Raw genomic sequence first — 19,386 nt, forward strand, 5'->3', positions numbered from 1 at the left:
GAAATGCCGCCAGTTTAAAAGTTAGATTCCCCAACTCTATATATATATACTCTAAGCTCTGGGTTATGTTCCACAAGCTTAAGCCCCGGCACCTCCCACATGTAAGATACGACAAATGCATCACGTCTCAACTCTCGCATAAATTTTACAGCAAGACGGATGTTTACAGAAGGCCACTGGAAAATATATACAACATCGGCATCAGACAGAGGAATCTTAAACATATCCCCTAGTAATACTTTACAGCGACATCTTAAAACACATATAAACCATCTCAGCGGGTCGATCTCAACGCCCACTACCACAGCACCTAGGCGTTTTGCCAAAGTCAACACCCGCCCATAGCCACAGCCCAAGTCATATACCTTCTTCCCATATACGCCAATACGCTTAAATGCCCACAACGCCGCCTCGGCGCTGGAGGTACTATATGCCCCACCCCGCCTAACGACAAAAGGCCAGATAAAGTGGAGAATTATGACAAGAGCCGCTGTAAAAATCACAAGCCATATCATAATCTTCTTTACAACAAGCCCCGTATCGCCTACTTCCACCACCTCTACCACATCTCCAGGCAGACAGCCTATACAATAGGCTCTCCAATACACGCCCTCTATCTTAACTATAGCCCAACCATTTTCAACCCCAGCCACGATCCCTCTCTTGCCTATAATATCTAGAGGAGATCTCTTGTCTCTAGGAGCTCTAAGCCCCGCAATCACAATAATGGCGTAGATAGATAAAAGAGTGCCGCCTACCGAATATCCGAGCCATGGCGGGATGCTGCCTAAAAATGTAAAAACCGCTATCAAGCCGCCAAGTAGACCAAGTATAGATGCGGAAACTACAACATCCACATCTAAAGCGGAGGCTGTATATAAAATATCTGCCCCTCGGAGGGGGCGTTTTCATAGCCGCCAACACGGCGCCTCGACACCCCACGCCAGGGGCAGATATTTTGTCTCCCCACGATTTAAATTTAACCTCGCAAGATATAAAAAAGAAAAAACAGTACATCTTGTGCTTGATAATACGAAGGTACAAATTCTTAAGAAAGTTGCGACACAAGGCTATACTACAGTTGGCGAAGTGGTAAAAGAGCTTGGAATTAGCTGGGGGGCTGCACAGTGGCACCTTTTTTGGCTTGAAAACAACGGCTATATAAAGTCTGTAAATATAAACGGCACAACTATATACATACTCAACTGTGCCAACGTCTTAAGAAAACTAGAAACTATAGAAAAGATGCTAAACGAGACTAGAAATGCCAAGGCGTTCACTAGGTAGCACATCCACATCTCTCCGACTTATCTCCAAGAGATTTGCGAACCAACCAGCGTAAGCTAAAACGATGTCGTCTCATCTGATTTTCCGCCATATAGGACAGGGCTTGCTGCCGTTGTCATACCGTAGGTTAATATGCCGTCTGCTGTCCAGCGTCGAAAAATTCCTACGGAAAGAAAGTCGAAGGGTAGTAATACCGTCTTCTACGTCTGTATACCAGTGCCGTAAGAAAGCCGGCAACAAATCCCCCTATGTGTGCAAAATAAGCAACTCCGCCGGCTTGGAGAGTAAAGAGCTCAAAGAAGCCATAGAAGAGTTGATAGAGGAACCAGAAGCCTATATAAGCCCAGGCGGGGACTTCAATAAGTGTAATAACTATGAAGAATGTAAGCGTAAGTATTCTAGCCCTTGGATATAAAACCATATATGCGCCGAGGACTCCACTGATAGCCCCAGAGGCCCCCACCGCCGGTACATACATGGGGTTTCCCAAAAGCCCAAACGCACTTAAAAGCGTCGCTTGAGCTGCGGTGGCCCAGTAGTGTGTAAACGCCGCCGCAACTCCCCAAAATATGTAAAGGGCTAGGAAACGCCCGTGTCCATAGTGATCCTCTACGTTATCTCCAAAAACCCAGAGATAAATCATGTTGCCCACTATGTGGAGAAGGCCCCCGTGGAGAAACATATGTGTAACCCAACGATAAGGTTCTATCCAAGCTAGAGCAGGTACAAAGGCGTATTTCTGAACGATCTCTGGATTTAAAAGCTCGTAGATAAAGACGACAATATTTATAAAGACTAGCGCCTTTGTAACAAACGGAAATGACGACGTGGGATTTATATCACGTATAGGCAACGCCACTTAGCCCACTAAACCTTGTGTTAAAAATTCTATCCATACGTCGCCGCTTTTCATAAGTCTACGTCTCTCCCCTAGGGGCCAGGAGACTCTTCACCGGGCTCTAAATACCCCCGTCTCTAAGAGTCCGCGGGCGCCACCCAATTTCTCCCATTTCTCTTTTCCAAAACCACAAGGCCTTGCTCTGCAAGTCTTCTCACAGCTCTAAAAACCGTAGTGCGGGGGATCCCGAGGTCTCTAGCTATGTCGGCCTCATAAGCTCCGCCTGTCTTCTTTACATATTCAAATATCTGCCTATCCACATCCCCCAACTTTGCTACCTCCCTCGCCCCCCTCTTCAATACTAGGAGGGCCGTTGCAAAAGCCGCCGCGCCGGCTAAAGCCGCCAGCCACCAACCTGCTAGCCAGAGCGGGCTCTCTACAGAACCTCCTACCGTAGCTGATGTAGTTTGCAGAGGAGACTCGCTTGGGGGAGAAACTCGTTGAGATCGATTATTTTGTGAAGTAGTGTGAGAAGCCGGCAGTTGTTGCACGGCAGACGTATTTTGTTGCGACGTGGCAGTGGCGGGCTGTGTTTTGTTTAGTTGGGAGACGGCTGCGGCCGGTGTAGTCGTGTTGTTTTGTCTAGCGGCAGCATAGGGCGGCGAGATTGGGCGTGGAATTGCATAGGCAATATAGCCTGGCCCCTTTGTCACGATTACAAGAGATTTGTCTACCCTTGTATAGTTAAAGATTTTAATGTTTGGAATCACAAGAAGAGAGCCGTTTGCCCATATTATAACGACGTCACTTGTCGTAATGTTTATAGCTGGCAGTCCGCCTATTTCGTCGATTTTTGGCACATATCTAATAGTTACTAAGCCTCGGCCTCCTGTAACAACAGAGACCGTCTTGCCATCAAACAACGCAGGCACTGGCACTCTGTCTAACTCTACTACGGGGGCTGAAAGCGGCTGAACTGGCAGAGTGATATTAAAAACGGCGGCTGTTACAGTAGCGTTAAATACCATCAGTGCCGTGCCATTTGCAAAAAGCAAGAGAGCCCAAATCACATGAAAATGGAAAAAGAAGGAAATATATCGGTTTCTCTACTTGCCTTTCTTCTTGTTAGACTCCTCTTTTCTAGACTTTTCGTCGTCTCTCTCTTTCTCGTTCTTTTTGTCTCTTTCACCAGACTTCTCGTCTTTCTCGTCAGAATTGTCGCTCTTGTTGGACTTCTTCTCATCCTTTGCTTCTTCGTCTTTATCTCTTGACTTATTATCAGACTTATGCTTGCCATCTTCTTTTTCAATTTCTATTTTGTAGTAATTCTTGTCGAATTTTATTTCTACCTTTGTGCCGTTGATATACATTTCGAGTTTTTTCACAGACGTAGAGAGTTCCTTAAGACGTTGGGCGATATAGAGCAAAGTCTTCGCGTCGCTTATGTTGTACTTTTCCAATCTGGCCGCTATTGCAGAAAGTAACGCTGCGGTTTTATTGAGGTCTTTTGTCATTAGTTTGATTTCCCACTCATCCTCCTTTGTTAATGTCTTGTTAAATTTCGAAAGTTTTTTCTCTAATTCATACTCAAGCCTCATCTTTAGATATGTAGCATTTGGCGCGGTCTTATTTAATGACGCCGCTGTTAACATGGCCTTTGCCTTAAGTTTTTCTGTCTGGTTGCTGTCTACCAACAACTTAAAGACTTGTATAAGGCTGTCTATCTTGCCCTGCCTAGTCTGATTTAGCAAAGCTAGTAGCTGGCTGATTGTGGCATTGGTAAACTGACCCTTGGCTTGGCCTACTATGTGTAGATAGTACTGCTCGCCTGCAATTGTGACGTTGGCCTTTATATTTGCCGTAATTACTCTGTAGTTGTTGATATTTACTATTATCTGGGTGCCATTGTCTATGTACGTAATGTGTATATTTCCAGAGGGCGTAGTTATCACTGTCATGTTTGCCGCCATTGCCAATGCAGCTAGTAGCAGTAGTGGAGTCCACCTCATAGTCGCACAGCCGCTTGCTGTTTTTAAGGAATGTTTTTCTTCCTCATGTGGAATGTTGCCGTTGTCTTATTCCGCCTGTGAAAATAGGTGGCTCCCATCGCAGTATGTGCCAGGCGTGTTAAGGTCTATAAACTCCTCGCGGCAGATGGTAAATTGTAACCTTAGCCTATTCGCTATTTTAGCTACTGTTTCTAGAACTTTCCGCCTGTAGCTCTCGGCGGCGTACCACTGGCCGTGGAAGTATTTCCCCTCTTTAAAATAGAGCTGTTGCCAAAGAGATAGCTTCTCCGGGAATGCCTTGGCCATACGGGCGAAATTATCTGGCTTGGCCTTGTAGGTGCTGGCGACTAGATGCACAGCGCCCGCAGCCGCGGCAGCTGACACTACCTCCTCTATATTGTCAATGTCGTCATTTATATAAGGTATCAGTGGATCAAGTCTAACACTAACTGGTATACCTACAGACGCCAAACGGCGTACTGCTTCTAATCTTCCCGCAGGGCGAGGCGCCCTCGGTTCTAAAACAGCAGCAAGATCCTCGCGGAGGGTAGTAATTGTAATCTGCACTACTACCCTCCCTCTATTACGCGTAAATATGTCTAGGTCTCTAAGCACAAGGGGGGATTTTGTCGTGATAATCACTTTATAACCTCTCTCAAGTAAAATCTGCAACACCTTTCTCGTAAGGCCGAGAGTCGCCTCAGGAGGAGTGTATGGGTCTGAAGAATTAGATAGGGCAACTATAGAGCCTCTTGGGATTTTCTCTAAATCTCTCCTAATTTTTTCCACTAAATCCTCCTTTGGCCTTGGGTTAAACGCGTTGGAGATATATGACGTTATATAGCAATATAGACAGCCGTGGCCACACCCCGTGTATGGGTTTACTCCATATTTCACAGGGCATGTACAAAGTGGGTTTTTCCAGGGGTCGAACGGCCTTACGACATATAAAGAAATACGCATGTATCATAGAGAATATGGCCAATAAAACCTGGTTACATTTATTAAAATAGATGCACTCTTTTTTCGTGGGTTTTAAAACAGGTATTGACCCGATAGACGAACAAATACCGGAGGGCATTCCGCCAGGCTACGTCGTATTAATTGAGGGCTTTCTAGGAGTGGGAAAGACGTTTTTTGCCACCACAATAGCGGCCACCGCGGCTAAAGCCGGCGCGTCTATCCTATTCTTTGCTATAGATAGTATGGCTGACGAAGTTTTAGAAGACGTCAAGAGGAGGGGGGCGCCTGTTTCAAATATAACTATTGTAGACGGCTTCGCCGCCCCCAATGAGCGCTATTCTAAACTTAAGCCTCCTGTAAAACACAGACTAGAAAACCCGGATGCATATGCTCTTTTGAATAAACTAGCGGAATTTACAAACGATTTTAGAAATGGAGTTGTAATTATAGACTCGCTTAATGAGATATTAATGCGGAGCCCAGGGTCGGCTCTAGATATATTCCGTGCTTTTAAAATTTTTGCAAAATATACAAACTCTATTGTAGTCGCTACGGCGCATACAGACGTAGAGGAGGTCTACGGTATTTTAACAACGGCAGAACATCTGGCAGATATGATAATTCAAATAGAGGTTGATCCAAACTTAGAGGAAATGGGGCTCTATGTTCGACGTATGAGAATAGCCAGAGCGAGAAGAATGAAGGTAGTACACGACTGGATACATTTTGAAGTGTCTAACGGCCGCGTGGTAGAAATCGACGTAAAAACGATGTTAAAAATGCTAAATAAACAACTTAGAGAAATGGGCATTGAAATAAGACGTCCTCCTTCGTAGCGCCCGACTCTCCCTGAGGTCTGTGAGTGGGGGTAACATATGACGCTGCCGTATCCACATACGGAGCCGTAATGCGCTAAATCTTGATTGAGCGTAGTTGTACAATAATCTTAGTGCCGTCTAGCGTAGCCTCTGCATAGTGGCCGTCTTTTAAAGAACCTGGGTTGACTAATATGGTGTCGCCTAAGACATCTAAGCTTCTGTCTTCATGTATATGTCCATGTACAGAGAGTAGCGGTTGTTTCTCCTCTATATACCTCTTTACGGCAATACTGCCCACCGGCTTTACACCACCTACTTTATCTAAGTGCCCCCTTGGCGGATTGTGGACAACTAAAATCTGTGGAGTTGGATTTAAAGATCGTAGGAGCGTCTCAAGTTCTTCTTCAGAAACTCGAAAGAGGTCGTTAAATGGCGTGGGTAAACTGCCGCCGGCGCCGCCTATAGTATACGGGCCTAATTTTTGCGTCCTCCCATGGAGCGGCTTTATGACGTTAGTCTCGTAATTAGCCAGCTCTGGGGGGTCTGTATTGCCTGGTACAAAATAGACAGGGGCTATCTGGGCCAAAGCCTCTAATACTTCTATGGCGGCGCTTAAACTTTTACGGTATGTGAAGTCGCCGGCGGCAATAACTGCGTCGTAATTGCCGCCTACGGCTTTTATATTTCTTATCCCGTCGTGTATATCCGCTACTAAGAGAAGTTTCATCATACTACACATTTGGGTAGTAGAGCCGGAAGATCTCCCTGAGTTCGGCTAACTGTTGCTCCCGGCCGAGTCTCCTAACTATATTCCTTGCGAGAGTCCACACGGCGTTGACATCTCTACTTAACTGGATTTTACAAACAGGACATCTGACAAGTCTCCCACGTCTCTCCATTCTTCCTCCACAGAGCGGACAGACGTCTGAGATCATTGTCGTATGTAGCTCAACATAGTGCTCTCTAGCCAGCTCTAACACTTCTGTCAGTAGATGTTGAAACTTCTGCGTAAGTGGGAGGTCTACCACTAGGATATTTACGCCTTTCTTGGGGTAAAAGGCCTCTTTTATCCCCCCGGCTACCCCCCTTGCGGCGAGTTCTACATAGCCGCCCATTCTAAATACGCGGTATACAACGCCGTTTTCATTTACGTCCATCGCATGTACTACAAATGGAGTGCTTTCGACAAGTTCGGGAAGACCTATCTTCTCATCTGGTCTAATAAGTCTAACTATTGCGCCATCTTTCCTAAGGAGAACCTCCGCCTTGGCTATCCCAAATTGCATTGGGTCTGCATATGTCATTCTCCAACTTTTATAAACACAGAGGGGGAGGTCGCTGGCATATATAGCTACGAAACTTTCGATTAGTTTAACAACACTCCCAAGCTCAAATATTCTATATTCGCCGCCTAGTATCTCTCTTAATCTACCTACATCACAACGTAGATAGTACGTAAACATAAAAACCCCTGCTCTACTATTAAAATGCGTTACGTTTTTAAAGTAGTCCCGATCGCATCATCATGTCAGAGTTTAGAACGCCCGGAGAGGGGGAGGTTCTTGGCAAAATTGTTGAGATGCTTGGCGATGGTAGGTTCAAAGTTATTTGCGCAGATGGTCAGATTAGAGTAGCGCGGCTCCCCGGACGGTTGAGAAAAAGACTGTGGCTTAAGGCGGGCGACTACGTGATAGTGGCTCTATGGGATTTCGACCCGGCTAAAGGCGATATTGTACATAAATATGAGAAAAGAGACATAGAGGAACTCAAGCGGAGAGGTTATGCGGAGACCATAGAAAACCTTGACCGTTACGTGTGACGAAAAGGTCGGAGTGCTGATAATATGAAGAAAAGCGGCGTGCTGATATTTTCAGTATTTAACTCTCTGCAACATGGTATGCTATATAAGTGCGAAGGAGACGGCTAAGTCTTGTTGCCCAATAGATATATCGCATTGGTTGTGCCGTTTAATATGTTACCAACAAATCCCCCTATATGGCGCCCGGCCCTCCCTAGAGAGCTTGGACCAGCCCGTAGAAACACTCACTCGGGATACAAGCGCTCCGGGTCACAGAAGACTAGCGACATTTCACTTTTACGCCGGAACTCAGAGCCAGGGGTGGGGGTACCACGTGGAGCTGTCTGTAGTTTGTCTAGGTGTAGAAACAGGGCCGGTGGACAAAATTTAGATTTGAAATCCAAAAAGATATTGTGAAATTTCCCGCGGTCACAGTTGACCAAGTTCTAGGGCTTCTAAAAGTTGTCCATAACCTCGGTGGTAGAGTTGACGCTATGCATGTAAATGATGCCATAGATGTCGATATGGGCGATCTATCGCACGTTATCGACGCTGCGGAGATCTTAGGTTTGTTGAAAACTAGCAACGGCGACTTAGTTTTAACAGAAGAGGGGAGATCAGCCGTAGAGAAGCCAGTGAGAGAATTTCAAAAACGTTTAAGAAAAACGCTCATGGCGCTAGAGCCCTTTACAAGTTTAGTAGGTCTTGTATCTAAGTCTGGCAGAGTTAGACTTGATGAGGTACTTAAGTTGCTTATAGAGTACGGTTATGACGAAGAGGGAGCCAGGAAAATTTTAGGTTGGGCTGTTTTCGCGCAATTAGTCGAAATCGACAATGGAGAGTGGGTTGTACCAACTTAGCTGTAACAAGCGGCAAAACTGTCGACCTTAGCCTAAATATACTGCACCTCTGGCTCTGGGACAACGACTCTGGAGAAGCCCACGTTGAGTAGGAAACTCGCCGTTATGTATTCCAAAGTATGAGTATGGCGGTTAAATATAGGCATATATCTGATCTAGGTATTTCTGAAATTCCGGGCTTCTCCTATTCCTGGGGTATGGCAGATCTATCTTTATGTCAGCTACTACTTTTGCGGGGCGGGGGCTAAATACAACAACTCTGTTGGCCATGTATACGGCTTCGTCTACTGAATGTGTAACCATAACCACTGTATGTATTGTGGTAAGGTTGTCATGCCATAATTTGACAATCTCGGCTCTTAGGCTCTCTGCTGTGAGGGGGTCAAGCGCTGAGAAAGGCTCGTCTAGTAACAAAACCTCTGGCTCTACTGCGAGAGCTCTCGCAAGCGCCACTCTTTGTTGCATACCTCCCGACAGCTGACGTGGATATGCTTCCTCAAAGCCCGAGAGGCCGACAAAAGATAGATATCTCATTGCTATCTCTCTTGCCTCATTCCAGCTCATACCTCTGGCCACTAGCGGCAAGGCCACATTGTCAAGCGCAGTTTTCCAAGGCAATAACGTGGGCGATTGAAACATAAGCGCAATCTCACGTCTAGGCCCTCGAATTAATTCGTCCCTGAATTTAATTATGCCAGCATCTGGCTTCTCCAAACCAGCTATCATCCTTAATAATGTGCTTTTGCCACATCCAGAGGGGCCAAGTAAGGCGGCAAACTCGCCTTTAGCTATAGACATCGTAAGATCGTTAAACACTACTACGTTTCCATAGCTCTTCCTGACTTTTATTATCTCTATGAGTGCCATTGCGCCACCAGATTATAGAGCCTTTTCCACACTAATTTGTTTACAGTAATTACCACGCCGCTCATAACAATAACTGAGATTATAAGCGCCGGTATGTTGCCGAGTTGCGCGACTTGCGCCATATATGCCCCCAGTCCGTTTACATTTGCAAGAGACTCTGCGACAATTGTGGCATTCCACGCGCCGCCCCATGCGGTTAATAAGCCGGTTATTAGATACGGCAGTGTAGCCGGTATTAGGATGTGGATGAAATAGACAGCGCCTCCAATGCCGTAGGCTCTTGCTAGATCTTTAGGCACGTCGCGCCAAGCGGCAACAGCGTTTAGCACTGTGTATACAATGCTACCAGGCAGTAAGAGGGCCACGGAGAGAGCTTCGCCCCTCACCACAGATCCTATCAGCGGGTATAAAAATACAGCCGGTATCGACGATAGAATCGAAAGAGCGATAAACACCGTAGTCTCTAGTTGTGGATTCTTCACAACTAAAGCTACAGAGAGAAGACCAGCCAAGGCGCTGATAGTAAGCGTCATAACGACTCTAGCTAGGGTCGGCAAGACGTCTATTAGGGAATTCACCAGGTATGATAAAAGTTCCCACTGTTGTGACGCTGGGGTAAAATTACGTAAGATATAGTAAATAGATACGGCAGATAACAACATAGTAGCTGTAAATATCACATATATGCCGTATTTCATCCAGACGGAAAGTATTTTGGAAAGGACGTAGGGCGGCTGTGGCATCTCTCTTATTAACCTACGCCAGAGGAATAAATATAGGGCAATGTTTCCGGCGGTTCCTATCGCTATTCCCACATATGCTGCTGTAGTGTCGCCTTTTTCAAAAGCGTCTACAACAAAGCTACCTATGCCGAACAGTTTTACCTCAGTTCCCAGAGTTATCACTTCTGAAGCAGTTATAAAAAAGAAGGCGTTTGACCAAGACACGGCGGCGTTGTAATAAACGCTTCTTAAAGCAACGGGTAGAAACACATGGGCCAGCGCCAATCTCTCGGTGAGATATACTTGAGACATCTCAATAAGTTCTCTAGGTAGAGTTTTGAAACTTTGATATATCCCAAAGATTATGTTCCACGCCATAGATGTAAAAATCAGAAACTGAGCCGCCAATTCTGCACCAATCTGCGGCATTATGAAAACAAAGACATATAGGGCAATGGGGAAAAACCCCAGTATAGGAACCGACTGTAACACATCTAGAAGAGGCAGTAAGACTGCCTCAACGCGCCTAGATTTGTACATAGCATATGCCAAGGCATAGGCTATAGCCACAGTAGATAACAAAGCCAAGGCCATCCTCCCAAAGGTCGCTAAGAGAGCTAAAACGGCGATGGCAATACTTTCCACAACCCCATAGCGTTAGGCTACACATATGTATATAACACTTGCTATGCTCATCCTTTTAATATAGTTTGTCAGCACTCGGCAAAATCCTCACGCGTCGGGCGAGGTCTCCCACACATCACTGTTTCAACTCCTCAAACCCTCTTTTATACTTTCAACGTCGTCTGTAGCAATGCCGTCTACGCCTATTTTCCACAAGCGCAAAGCTAAATCTACGCTATTTATCGTCCAAGCGACAACAAAGAGACCCAGGCGGTGCGCCAAAGCCACCGCCTTCTCTGTCGCCAAGGCGTAGTGGGGAAGCACAATATGGCAACCGAGTCTCTTCGCATCTATAACACGGCCAGGAGGTTTTGCATAAATAAGCCCCTTGTAGAGCCCAACCCCCTCTAGAGCTTCGTCGTGGAAACTAATTATGGCGCTCCATTTCTGTGCACCAACTTCTCTAATCGTAGCAATAACAGTTTGTTTGTCCTCTGGGTGCTTAATCTCAATAAATACACCAGCGCGTTCTGCAACAAGCTCAAGCGCCTCTCTAAGCGTGGGGACTCTATACCTGCCCTTTTCCACCTTCTTAACCTCCTCCCAGGTGGCCCTTCTGACATTAAGCAAGATGCCAAAGGTTCTCTCTAGCGTATCGTCGTGACTTAGGACAGCTACGCCATCTGCCGTGACTTGTACATCAACCTCCACGATGTCAGCCCCATGTTTAATCGCCGACTCTATGGAGGGGAGAGTGTTCTCTAATTCTCTCTTTGGAAACCCCCTATGGCCCACGACAACGCGATGTCTTAATATTTCAAGTAAATCCATAATATTCTGTAGAAGAGTTATATATTACAAAGGTGTCAGACATATGGGCCTCTTCTCTTCGTTAAAAATGGCGATGTTAGGCACGCTCGTTGTCATAGTCTTAGCTCCTGCCACAAGCGCGTCTTTTCTCAAGAGAGTCTTACTCTTGTTGATAGGTCTAGGTCTAATAACCACTATATATGTGAAAAATGAGGTTAGTCGAGCGTTATAGTAGACAAATCCCTGTAATTGGAGAGGAGGGCCAAGGCAGACTGAGGGCAACGGCTGTAGCAGTATTTGGAATCGGCGGCCTCGGCACTTTAGTTGCTAGATATGTGGCGGGCGGGGGGTTTAGAAAAGTCGTTGTTATAGACCATGACGTTGTTTCGATACCGGATATACACCGCCAGATCTTATATACAACTAAAGACGTGGGGAAGCCGAAGGCAGAAGTTGCCGCTAGAGTTTTAAGCGAGGTAAATCCAGAGGTTGAGGTTGTCCCTATCGCCGAGCCCATAAGCCCTGACTTAGCAGATAGCATACTCAAGGAAGTAGATATTGCTGTAGACGCGCTGGATAATTGGGCGTCTAGACATGTGGTTAATAAGGCGGCGGTAAGACATGGAAAACCTCTTATCCACGGCGCAGTTCAAGAGTGGTATGGTCACGTCACCACAATTATACCGCGAAAAACGCCATGTTTAGAAGACATATTTGGGCGTTTTAAATCGTTGCCGTCTTGTGCCATGGGCTTCTGCCCAGTGTTAGGCCCAGCAGTAGGAGTGGTGGCTTCAATTATGGCACTTGAGGTTTTTAAAACCGCACTTGGGGCGCCTTCTTTAGTAGGCAGATTATTGGTAGTAGATCTAAAACATATGACTTTCGACCTCTTAGAAATTGAGAGAAATCCAAACTGCCCTGTGTGCGGAGTCTCCCACAGCATGACTTGACAATCAGAGACGCTCAATGTCAAGTCTGCCGAAGTAACAGAACTCTTCAATATTTGAAGACAGGTGAGAGTGGGAAAAATAGGTTGTTTTGTTACGTGAGAGACGCCCCCTCGCGTCTCCCGGCCCTCTCTGGGGGCTACGGGCCCGCCCCCGCTGACGCCTTTGGGGCCGCGGGGGCGAGGGAGGCCGGCCGTGCCCGTGCGTACGGGCTCGGCGTAACGGCCGGTCGCCAGGGCCGGTTGGTTCATAAGTGAAGAAACTTACGAGTTAGAAGTGTGATTGCCGAAAAAACGGGTTGTTTCTGGAGGATCTCCCAGTACCTCCTCTTGGCCCAGTATATGGGTATGTTGTCTCTGTGGTCTGAGAAGCCGCAGGCGGGGCACTGCATCCGCCTACCCCCCGCTTCTCTCATCTTTGCTCCGCAACGGGGACACACTGTGCTGTAGAGTCGCACCTCTCTGTATGGAAGGCCGTACCACTGCGCCAAGCGTTGTAGACGTCTTCTCAGTTGTCCAAGGCCGTCGTAGAGGTGCTTCCTCGCGCCGCCTTCGCCGCTCTGCTTCCTCGCCGAGTACGTCCTTTCGTCTATGCCGTCGACCACAATTGCGGCATGATATTTGACGGCCAAGCCGACGAGCTCCTTAGCCATCTTCACCACGGCGTCGCGAATTACGCCAAACCTCTTGCTCTTGAGGCGGCCAACCTCCTCCTCAAGTCGTGCCCTCCCGGCGGGGTCTATCTCCCTCGCGGCCCGCTTCTCAAGCTCCCTAACCCTCTGGTGCAACCTCTTCAACTCCTTTACAACAGACACGTCGGGCAACTTCAACCACTTGACAATCTTACCATCAACAATAACACCAGCCACAACTCCGTGGTCAAGGCGGTTGATATTGACGATAACAAGCACCTTAGGCTTCACCGGCGTTACATCTCTAGCGAAGACGAGGGCGACGTAGAGCCCAAGGCGATGGTCGCCGTGGATGTCAACCGCCTTGATCACGGCGTTGTCGTCGGCGTGGTGAGAGGTGGGATGCCCAGTAGGAGGGTTCTGCGTCTGCATAAGGGAGTTGAGGAGGTTGCACGAGGAGATAAGCTGGCTCGAGGAGAGAGCCGCTAGGGAGGCGGACCCCGCCAAGAGGAGGCGGCTCGAAGATAGAGTCAATTACCTCAAATCCAGGCGGTTTTAAGGACGTTGCAGAGGAGATAATTAAACTGGCGAGGGAGAACAACGCCGCCATAGTCGTTGATACAATAGAGGACGAGAGCTACCGGAAGTTAAAGGAGAGGAACGGAGACGGAGTGAAGAAGCACTTTCTAGACAGTTTGGGACAACTAAGGAGACGCCTACAACGCTTGGCGCAGTGGTACGGGTTGCCGTATCTAGAGGTGCGACTCTACAGCACAGTGTGTCCCCGTTGCGAAGCCAAGATGGCAGAGGAGAAAAACCGCATAACACGCTGTCTTGTCTGCGGCTTCACCGACCATAGGGACAACATACCGTTGCTCTGGGCCAAGAGAAGGTATTGGGAACTCCTTCAGAAAGCCAGAACTAATTTTTCTACCCCAATTACGGCATCTAGCTTTTAAGCTTGTAAATTCTTTTAATCACGAACCGACACCCCGGCCCTGGGGCCCGGCTAGTTAGGGGTATCACAAACTCTCAATGACCCAACCCCTTCGCCCACGCCGACGCGGCCGGACCCCCATGTCCGGGGCCACGGCTCCGGACATGCCCAGAGCTCCTCTGGGAAGGGCCGGGCGCAACAAAAGGGAGCTATTTAGAGCTTTACACTTTCGAAGATGTGTCTACGGTAGAACTTCTGCGTGATCTGCGGCCTGGCGTTTGTAAGTTCATCCTCCGGCAATATGGAGAGGACATCCCATCCGATATCTAATGTTTCTTCAAAGGAGCGTCTCTCGTAGTAGCCCTGTTTTATGAACTTCTGTTCAAAGGCGTCTGCGAAGCGGAGATACCGTCTTTCTCTCCAGCCGAGGTTGCGCTCGCCGACAAGCGTAGCGAGATTTCTAATCTCCAGAGCCTTCGAGTAGGCGGATATGAGCGTGTTAGCTACGTCTTTGTGATCCTCTCTAGTCTTCCCCTCGCCGATTGCGTCTTTGGCGAGACGGGATAGCGACATAATGACGTCGAAGGGCGGATAGATGCCCTTGCCCCACATGGCGCGGCTGAGCACTAGCTGGCCTTCGGTGATGTATCCTGTCAAGTCGGGAATGGGGTGGGTGATATCGTCATGCGGCATTGTGAGAATTGGGAACTGAGTGATAGAGCCCTTCTTTCCATGTGCCTTCCCCGCTCTCTCGTAGATTGTGGCCAGGTCTGTGTACATATAGCCTGGGTAACCGCGTCTCCCCGGCAGTTCGCCTCTGCCGGAAGAAAGCTCTCTAAGACCCTCGCAGTAGTTAGTCATGTCTGTGATTACTACCAACACGTGGTAGCCCAACTGCCAGGCTAAATACTCGGCAATTGTCAAACCTACACGTGGCGCTAAGATGCGTTCCGCCACTGGGTCAGACGCTAGGTTGAGTACAGCTACTGCCCTCCTTAACGCGCCTGTTCTCCTGAATTCGTCCATAAAGAAGAGCGCCTCTTCGGTTTTTATACCAACGCCGACGAAAACTACTGCAAACTCTTCCTCAGAGCCTCTTACTGTGGATTGTCTAACTACCTGGGCAGCCATCATGTTATGAGGTAAGCCCGTGCCGGAGAATATAGGTAGCTTCTGCCCTCTAACTAGTGTATAAAGGCCATCTATGGCGGAGATTCCTGTCTCTATTGGCTCTTCAGGGTACTCCCGAGAATAGGGGTTTAAAGGCTCTCCATTGACATCTCGGAAATCCTCTGGCGGGGGAAGCGGCATATGATCTCTTGGCTGTCCCTTCCCATCTAAAATCCTCCCTATTAATTCCTCTGATACGGGCATTTTGAGAGTTTTGCCGTAAAATCTCACCGTTGAGCCCTTCGCCGGCAACCCAAGGGTGCCGCCTAGTACTTGAGCTATGGCGTAGTCTGTGCCAACTTCGATAACCTGTACCTTTCTAGGCTCTCCATCTGGCCCAATGACTTCGCCAATTTCGCCATATGAAACGCCTCTAGTCTTTTCAATAACTATTAGAGGGCCCTTCACCTCCCTTACAGTAGAATAAGAAACTACAGGCGTTAGCATACTTGCTTGATAGTTCTTATTTTTATATATTAACTTTCAGCACATGAGAGTTGGTGTAATCGGGCTTGGAATAATGGGGGCGCCCATGGCTATGCATCTCCACAGAGCGGGCCTACTAGCGGCTGTGTATAATAGAACGAAATCTAAAGCGGAGCCTTTTGAAAAACTTGGAGTCTACGTTGCAAGCTCTCCTGCCGATTTGGCACAAAGAGTAGATGTAGTAATTATTATGGTGTCAGACGCGCCAGATGTGGAACAAGCGCTTTTTGGATCCCGCGGAGTGGTAGAGGGCGCCAAGCCGGGTCTAGTGGTAGTAGATATGTCGACGAATTCTCCTGAGTGGGCCAGGAGATTTGCAGAGAGATTAGCACAATACGGAGTGAAGTTTCTCGACGCGCCTGTTACAGGCGGGCAGAAGGGCGCAATTGAGGGAACTCTCACTATTATGGTCGGGGGAGATGAGGAGTTGTTTCAGAAGTTACTTCCAGTCTTTAAGGCCTTTGGAAAGACTGTAGTACATGTGGGGCCTGTGGGATATGGGCAAGCTATGAAGTTGGTAAATCAAATCGTAATAGCGTTAAATACTATTGCAATGGTAGAGGGGTTACGCCTAGCGAAAGCTCTTGGCCTTGACATAGATAAGGTTGCCCAAGTGCTTTTTAGTGGTGCTGCAAAATCTGGGTCTATAGAGCTTTATCTACCGAAGCTATTAAAGGGCGATTTATCTCCTGGTTTTAAGGCAGCCCATCTAAAGAAGGACTTGGCATATGCCATGGAGATAGCAAATAAGTTAAACATATCTCTCCCAGGCGCTGCACTTGCATTAGAACTCTATAAGAAGATGGTAGAGAGGGGATTAGGCGAACTGGGTATACATGCATTAAGTGAAATATATTAGATACAATATTTAAAAGAACTATTTTTCAAGTCTTTTAATGGATTACTTCAATAGTTTAAAAAATATTTTCCTTAATTCTATGGATAATAGGCCGCTAGAGGGTGTCAGAGTTGTTGAGTTTGCCCACTATATTCTTGGTCCTAACATACCCAGGTTATTAGCTCAGCTTGGTGCCGAAGTTATAAAGATAGAGCCTCCTCCAAGAGGAGATAGATGGAAGTATGCCCCCATGTGGGGCGGCAAAGGGTTTTTCAAAGGTATGAGAATTGATTACTTGTATTTAAACTCTAACAAATATTTTGTTGGTATAGACTTTAGAAAAGAGGAGGGTTATAAGCTCATTGTAGAACTTGTAAAGAAAGCCGATGTATTTGTTGAAAATATGGAGCCTGGCACTCTAGATAAATATGGGTTGGGATATCTCCAATTGAGAGAGATAAACCCACGTCTAATTTACGTAAGTGCGTCGGGCTATGGTCAATTTGGCCCTCTACATAAACTTCCCAGCTATGATATAATTGGACAAGCCGAGTCTGGGATTATGGATACAACAGGTTGGGAAAATAGCATAAATGAAATATATAGACTGCCCGATTACCCAGGGGATTGGCTTCCGTCTACTATGGCCGTCAGCGCGATTATTGCTGCGTTAATATATAGAGAAAAGACGGGGCGGGGGCAGTATATAGATTTATCTCAAGCAGCAAGTCTTCAAAGGTTCATGTACCACTTTGTCTATATGAGCGCAACTGGGAGGAGGTTAAAGAGAAGCGGCTTTTTTGACCCCTTTGCTCCAGTGTCTGGAGTTTTCAAAACTTACGATGGAAAATACGTAGCTGTGTCTGCTATGACAGAATCGCAAGTTAGAACTCTTGCAAAAGAGGTAAATGGACTCTTAGACGCTTTGGGAGATAGATGGAAAGTCTATGAGATCTTACAGAAGTGGATCTCTCAAAAGACTCTTGTAGAGATTCTAGAAATTGGTAAAAGACTTAAAGTGCCTATTCAACCTGTAATGACAGATTTTGATGTATTAAACGATCCGTGGCGGTGGGAACGCGGATCTATTGTAAAAATACGCGATAGACTATATGGAGAAATCGTGGTGCCAGGTCCCGTAGTTAAAATTGCCGGCGTAAATCTTAACGTTAGATGGGTGGCGAGACCTGTTGGTTATCATAACAAGCTTGTTTTAAGAAAATGGCTAGGTATAAAGGCTGAGGAGGTTGACAAACTGGTGGAGCACGGGGTTTTGGGCTATTGGGACGGACAAATTGGCAATATGCCGCCGCCCGGTTGGAAAGCAGAAGAAGATCCAGTATTTCAGGGAGAGAGAGATGAGATATGAGCGATAGAGAGACAGTATTAAGGGAGTTATTTACGCCACATGGGAAGCCGAGTGCGCTAGAGGGTGTAAAAGTCTTGGAGATATGTGGAATAAACTTCGGCTGTATGATTGCCGGCTCTCTTTTGGCGGAGCTAGGCGCAGAGGTTTATACGGTGCCAGACGAAGAGGCGGCTAAGATTACGACAGATGGAGTCTATATAAATGGCGTAGGCATACCATACTTTGTTGAGAGTAGAGGAAAAAAGAGAGTAAAGTGGGAAGACTTAAGCTCGTTAATTAAGGATATCGATATTCTTTTAGACGGTCTTGGGCCTGGGAAATTATCAGAGCAGGGCATGGGATACCCCGAGTTAGCTGAAAAATATCCGAAGCTCATATACGTCGCTATATCGCCCTTTGGTCACTACCCCACTGCAAAATCCATAGAATACAGAGATGTTCCAGATTCAGATCTAATTGGACAGGCATATAATGGTTATATGGCAATGTTAGGAAATCCAAATCTCCCAGAGCCGTATTCATACCCTATAAGAGCAGGTATCTGGCTCGCCTGGGCTTTCGCGGGAGCCGCTGCAGCTTTAGGCGCGCTAGCCGCTTATTGGTGGAGGATGAAGACAGGGAGGGGGACTTTTGTTGACGTAGCTACAAACGACGTGTTGTCTGTGGATCATCCTTATCAAATCGGTGCTGCGTTTGTACTAGGAGCTAGTAGGCGTAGATCGCCTACAATAGACGCCAATTTATTCGTAACATATACTACTGCCAAGGCGAAGGACAGATTTGTAGCTATAGCGACAGTAATCTGGCCAGAGATTGAGGCATTTTTCGAAATCATAGGCAGGCCGGATCTGGCTGAGAAATGGAGAGACGCCATGGCTCAAGTTGAGAAAAATCCAGACATACTTAAGCCGCTTGAAAAAGAGGTATTTTCAATTGTAAAAGAATTTCCAGCAGAAGAACTAATAAGGAGGAGCAGAGAGAAGGGGAGACCGCCTATGGCGATAATAAAAACACTAGAAGAGGTGGCTTCACAAGAACACTGGCGTTTAAGAAGGGCTATTATAGAAGTTACATGTGGGGAGAGAAAACTCTTAATGCCTGGCACTCCGTATGTTATGTCAGAGACTCCGGGCAGAGTTAACTCTCCTTGTTGATTTTATAAACACCCTCTTCCACCTTTTTGAAAGCATAGACGCCATCCTCCGTTCTCACCACTATCTGCCTAGGCCATGCCGATATGTCAACAAAGACTTCCCTATAGCCTGCCTCTCTAAAGATTTCCTCTATATCGCCCTTAGGTAAATCCTCTGGTATTAACACGGCGTAATCAAAAACGCCGACCCTGATAAGTCTAGCAAGCTCCTTCCGATCTTCGCTCTCTGTTACGTCGTAGAACGACCTAGTTTCCATAA

The 19,386-nt window shown here is 46.9% G+C and carries 24 protein-coding genes; 11 read left to right on the forward strand and 13 right to left on the reverse strand.

Annotated elements, in window-relative coordinates:
- Positions 1-14: 14 nt before the first annotated feature.
- Complete coding sequence (locus PISL_RS06410; protein WP_053240557.1) at positions 15-515, reverse strand: class I SAM-dependent methyltransferase; 501 nt, start codon at positions 513-515, stop codon at positions 15-17.
- 505 nt (positions 516-1,020) lie between these two features.
- Between PISL_RS06410 and PISL_RS06420 the strand changes: the two genes are divergently transcribed.
- A complete protein-coding gene (locus PISL_RS06420) occupies positions 1,021-1,287 on the forward strand; it encodes a winged helix-turn-helix domain-containing protein (RefSeq protein ID WP_011762988.1) in 267 nt (88 codons plus the stop codon).
- 163 nt (positions 1,288-1,450) lie between these two features.
- Here PISL_RS06420 and PISL_RS06425 read toward each other — a convergent pair whose 3' ends face one another.
- The 4 genes from PISL_RS06425 to PISL_RS06440 all read right to left on the reverse strand — a co-directional run bounded on the left by PISL_RS06425 (position 1,451) and on the right by PISL_RS06440 (position 5,097).
- Positions 1,451-2,146 carry a rhomboid family intramembrane serine protease gene (locus PISL_RS06425; protein WP_011762989.1) on the reverse strand — a complete coding sequence of 232 codons (696 nt, stop codon included), beginning with the start codon at positions 2,144-2,146 and terminating at the stop codon, positions 1,451-1,453.
- Positions 2,147-2,262: 116 nt separating this feature from the next.
- Positions 2,263-3,195, reverse strand: coding sequence for a helix-turn-helix transcriptional regulator (locus PISL_RS06430; RefSeq protein ID WP_011762990.1), 933 nt, complete (start codon positions 3,193-3,195; stop codon positions 2,263-2,265).
- 36 nt (positions 3,196-3,231) lie between these two features.
- Complete coding sequence (locus PISL_RS06435) at positions 3,232-4,134, reverse strand: hypothetical protein (protein ID WP_011762991.1); 903 nt, start codon at positions 4,132-4,134, stop codon at positions 3,232-3,234.
- A gap of 66 nt (positions 4,135-4,200) precedes the next feature.
- Positions 4,201-5,097: an SPL family radical SAM protein gene (locus PISL_RS06440; RefSeq protein ID WP_011762992.1), complete on the reverse strand. Its 897-nt coding sequence runs from the start codon at positions 5,095-5,097 to the stop codon at positions 4,201-4,203.
- Positions 5,098-5,162: 65 nt separating this feature from the next.
- Between PISL_RS06440 and PISL_RS06445 the strand changes: the two genes are divergently transcribed.
- Entirely contained in the window at positions 5,163-5,933 is a 771-nt protein-coding gene (locus PISL_RS06445) for an RAD55 family ATPase (RefSeq protein WP_053240385.1), read from the forward strand.
- 76 nt (positions 5,934-6,009) lie between these two features.
- Here the strand turns inward: PISL_RS06445 and PISL_RS06450 are convergent, their stop codons facing one another.
- Together PISL_RS06450 and PISL_RS06455 are read right to left on the reverse strand one after the other, a co-directional pair.
- Positions 6,010-6,642 carry a metallophosphoesterase family protein gene (locus PISL_RS06450; RefSeq protein WP_053240558.1) on the reverse strand — a complete coding sequence of 211 codons (633 nt, stop codon included), beginning with the start codon at positions 6,640-6,642 and terminating at the stop codon, positions 6,010-6,012.
- Positions 6,643-6,646: 4 nt separating this feature from the next.
- A complete protein-coding gene (locus PISL_RS06455) occupies positions 6,647-7,378 on the reverse strand; it encodes a zinc ribbon domain-containing protein (RefSeq protein WP_011762995.1) in 732 nt (243 codons plus the stop codon).
- 62 nt (positions 7,379-7,440) lie between these two features.
- On the opposite strand from PISL_RS06455, the gene PISL_RS06460 reads away from it, so the two are divergent.
- A complete protein-coding gene (locus PISL_RS06460) occupies positions 7,441-7,734 on the forward strand; it encodes a translation initiation factor aIF-1A (RefSeq protein WP_011762996.1) in 294 nt (97 codons plus the stop codon).
- Between the two features lie 392 nt (positions 7,735-8,126).
- Entirely contained in the window at positions 8,127-8,573 is a 447-nt protein-coding gene (locus PISL_RS06465) for an AAA-associated domain-containing protein (RefSeq protein WP_011762997.1), read from the forward strand.
- Between the two features lie 132 nt (positions 8,574-8,705).
- Here the strand turns inward: PISL_RS06465 and PISL_RS06470 are convergent, their stop codons facing one another.
- From PISL_RS06470 to PISL_RS06480, 3 genes are all read right to left on the reverse strand, one after another.
- Entirely contained in the window at positions 8,706-9,440 is a 735-nt protein-coding gene (locus tag PISL_RS06470) for an ABC transporter ATP-binding protein (RefSeq protein WP_011762998.1), read from the reverse strand.
- Positions 9,428-10,807, reverse strand: a complete 1,380-nt coding sequence (locus PISL_RS06475) for an ABC transporter permease subunit (protein ID WP_011762999.1) — start codon at positions 10,805-10,807, stop codon at positions 9,428-9,430. Before PISL_RS06475 ends, PISL_RS06470 begins: the two co-directional genes overlap by 13 nt.
- 123 nt (positions 10,808-10,930) lie before the next feature.
- Positions 10,931-11,617 (reverse strand): glycerophosphodiester phosphodiesterase, encoded by a 687-nt coding sequence (locus tag PISL_RS06480; protein WP_011763000.1) that lies wholly within the window; start codon positions 11,615-11,617, stop codon positions 10,931-10,933.
- Between the two features lie 43 nt (positions 11,618-11,660).
- Here PISL_RS06480 and PISL_RS10840 point away from each other — a divergent pair, with 43 nt between their 5' ends.
- Entirely contained in the window at positions 11,661-11,828 is a 168-nt protein-coding gene (locus PISL_RS10840) for a hypothetical protein (protein WP_167827640.1), read from the forward strand.
- Positions 11,806-12,546 carry a HesA/MoeB/ThiF family protein gene (locus tag PISL_RS06485; RefSeq protein WP_011763001.1) on the forward strand — a complete coding sequence of 247 codons (741 nt, stop codon included), beginning with the start codon at positions 11,806-11,808 and terminating at the stop codon, positions 12,544-12,546. Before PISL_RS10840 ends, PISL_RS06485 begins: the two co-directional genes overlap by 23 nt.
- A 244-nt stretch (positions 12,547-12,790) precedes the next feature.
- Here PISL_RS06485 and PISL_RS11700 read toward each other — a convergent pair whose 3' ends face one another.
- Positions 12,791-13,546, reverse strand: coding sequence for a zinc ribbon domain-containing protein (locus PISL_RS11700; RefSeq protein WP_167827641.1), 756 nt, complete (start codon positions 13,544-13,546; stop codon positions 12,791-12,793).
- Positions 13,547-13,571: 25 nt separating this feature from the next.
- On the opposite strand from PISL_RS11700, the gene PISL_RS11705 reads away from it, so the two are divergent.
- Both PISL_RS11705 and PISL_RS11710 read left to right on the forward strand, forming a co-directional pair.
- On the forward strand, positions 13,572-13,733 hold the full coding sequence (locus PISL_RS11705) for a hypothetical protein (protein ID WP_167827642.1): 162 nt from the start codon (positions 13,572-13,574) through the stop codon (positions 13,731-13,733).
- A 112-nt stretch (positions 13,734-13,845) separates the two neighbouring features.
- Positions 13,846-14,133 (forward strand): zinc ribbon domain-containing protein, encoded by a 288-nt coding sequence (locus tag PISL_RS11710; protein ID WP_425331201.1) that lies wholly within the window; start codon positions 13,846-13,848, stop codon positions 14,131-14,133.
- A gap of 191 nt (positions 14,134-14,324) precedes the next feature.
- On the opposite strand, the gene PISL_RS06495 is transcribed toward PISL_RS11710, so the two are convergent.
- Positions 14,325-15,728 (reverse strand): V-type ATP synthase subunit B, encoded by a 1,404-nt coding sequence (locus PISL_RS06495; RefSeq protein ID WP_011763003.1) that lies wholly within the window; start codon positions 15,726-15,728, stop codon positions 14,325-14,327.
- A 43-nt stretch (positions 15,729-15,771) separates the two neighbouring features.
- Here PISL_RS06495 and PISL_RS06500 point away from each other — a divergent pair, with 43 nt between their 5' ends.
- The 3 genes from PISL_RS06500 to PISL_RS06510 all read left to right on the forward strand — a co-directional run bounded on the left by PISL_RS06500 (position 15,772) and on the right by PISL_RS06510 (position 19,128).
- Positions 15,772-16,626 carry an NAD(P)-dependent oxidoreductase gene (locus PISL_RS06500; protein WP_011763004.1) on the forward strand — a complete coding sequence of 285 codons (855 nt, stop codon included), beginning with the start codon at positions 15,772-15,774 and terminating at the stop codon, positions 16,624-16,626.
- Between the two features lie 79 nt (positions 16,627-16,705).
- The gene (locus tag PISL_RS06505) at positions 16,706-17,974 is read left to right on the forward strand and encodes a CaiB/BaiF CoA transferase family protein (protein WP_245218341.1); all 1,269 of its coding nucleotides are present in this window, start codon (positions 16,706-16,708) and stop codon (positions 17,972-17,974) included.
- Positions 17,971-19,128: a CoA transferase gene (locus PISL_RS06510; RefSeq protein ID WP_011763006.1), complete on the forward strand. Its 1,158-nt coding sequence runs from the start codon at positions 17,971-17,973 to the stop codon at positions 19,126-19,128. The genes PISL_RS06505 and PISL_RS06510 overlap by 4 nt, the downstream gene beginning before the upstream one ends.
- On the opposite strand, the gene PISL_RS06515 is transcribed toward PISL_RS06510, so the two are convergent.
- On the reverse strand, positions 19,112-19,384 hold the full coding sequence (locus PISL_RS06515; protein ID WP_011763007.1) for a hypothetical protein: 273 nt from the start codon (positions 19,382-19,384) through the stop codon (positions 19,112-19,114). The genes PISL_RS06510 and PISL_RS06515 overlap by 17 nt on opposite strands.
- Between the last annotated feature and the right edge of the window lie 2 nt (positions 19,385-19,386).

The sequence above is a fragment of the Pyrobaculum islandicum DSM 4184 genome (assembly GCF_000015205.1).
Lineage (GTDB): Archaea > Thermoproteota > Thermoprotei > Thermoproteales > Thermoproteaceae > Pyrobaculum > Pyrobaculum islandicum.

What these genes read in the sequence shown, in the direction of transcription:
- PISL_RS06410 (WP_053240557.1), bottom strand. Translation starts at nt 515, where the DNA reads ATGATATGGCTTGTGATTTTTACAGCGGCTCTTGTCATAATTCTCCAC.
- PISL_RS06435 (WP_011762991.1), bottom strand. Translation starts at nt 4,134, where the DNA reads ATGAGGTGGACTCCACTACTGCTACTAGCTGCATTGGCAATGGCGGCA.
- PISL_RS06440 (WP_011762992.1), bottom strand. Translation starts at nt 5,097, where the DNA reads ATGCGTATTTCTTTATATGTCGTAAGGCCGTTCGACCCCTGGAAAAAC.
- PISL_RS06450 (WP_053240558.1), bottom strand. Translation starts at nt 6,642, where the DNA reads ATGAAACTTCTCTTAGTAGCGGATATACACGACGGGATAAGAAATATA.
- PISL_RS06455 (WP_011762995.1), bottom strand. Translation starts at nt 7,378, where the DNA reads ATGTTTACGTACTATCTACGTTGTGATGTAGGTAGATTAAGAGAGATA.
- PISL_RS06460 (WP_011762996.1), top strand. Translation starts at nt 7,441, where the DNA reads ATGTCAGAGTTTAGAACGCCCGGAGAGGGGGAGGTTCTTGGCAAAATT.
- PISL_RS06470 (WP_011762998.1), bottom strand. Translation starts at nt 9,440, where the DNA reads ATGGCACTCATAGAGATAATAAAAGTCAGGAAGAGCTATGGAAACGTA.
- PISL_RS06480 (WP_011763000.1), bottom strand. Translation starts at nt 11,617, where the DNA reads ATGGATTTACTTGAAATATTAAGACATCGCGTTGTCGTGGGCCATAGG.
- PISL_RS10840 (WP_167827640.1), top strand. Translation starts at nt 11,661, where the DNA reads ATGGGCCTCTTCTCTTCGTTAAAAATGGCGATGTTAGGCACGCTCGTT.
- PISL_RS06485 (WP_011763001.1), top strand. Translation starts at nt 11,806, where the DNA reads ATGAGGTTAGTCGAGCGTTATAGTAGACAAATCCCTGTAATTGGAGAG.
- PISL_RS06495 (WP_011763003.1), bottom strand. Translation starts at nt 15,728, where the DNA reads ATGCTAACGCCTGTAGTTTCTTATTCTACTGTAAGGGAGGTGAAGGGC.
- PISL_RS06500 (WP_011763004.1), top strand. Translation starts at nt 15,772, where the DNA reads ATGAGAGTTGGTGTAATCGGGCTTGGAATAATGGGGGCGCCCATGGCT.
- PISL_RS06505 (WP_245218341.1), top strand. Translation starts at nt 16,706, where the DNA reads ATGGATAATAGGCCGCTAGAGGGTGTCAGAGTTGTTGAGTTTGCCCAC.
- PISL_RS06510 (WP_011763006.1), top strand. Translation starts at nt 17,971, where the DNA reads ATGAGCGATAGAGAGACAGTATTAAGGGAGTTATTTACGCCACATGGG.
- PISL_RS06515 (WP_011763007.1), bottom strand. Translation starts at nt 19,384, where the DNA reads ATGGAAACTAGGTCGTTCTACGACGTAACAGAGAGCGAAGATCGGAAG.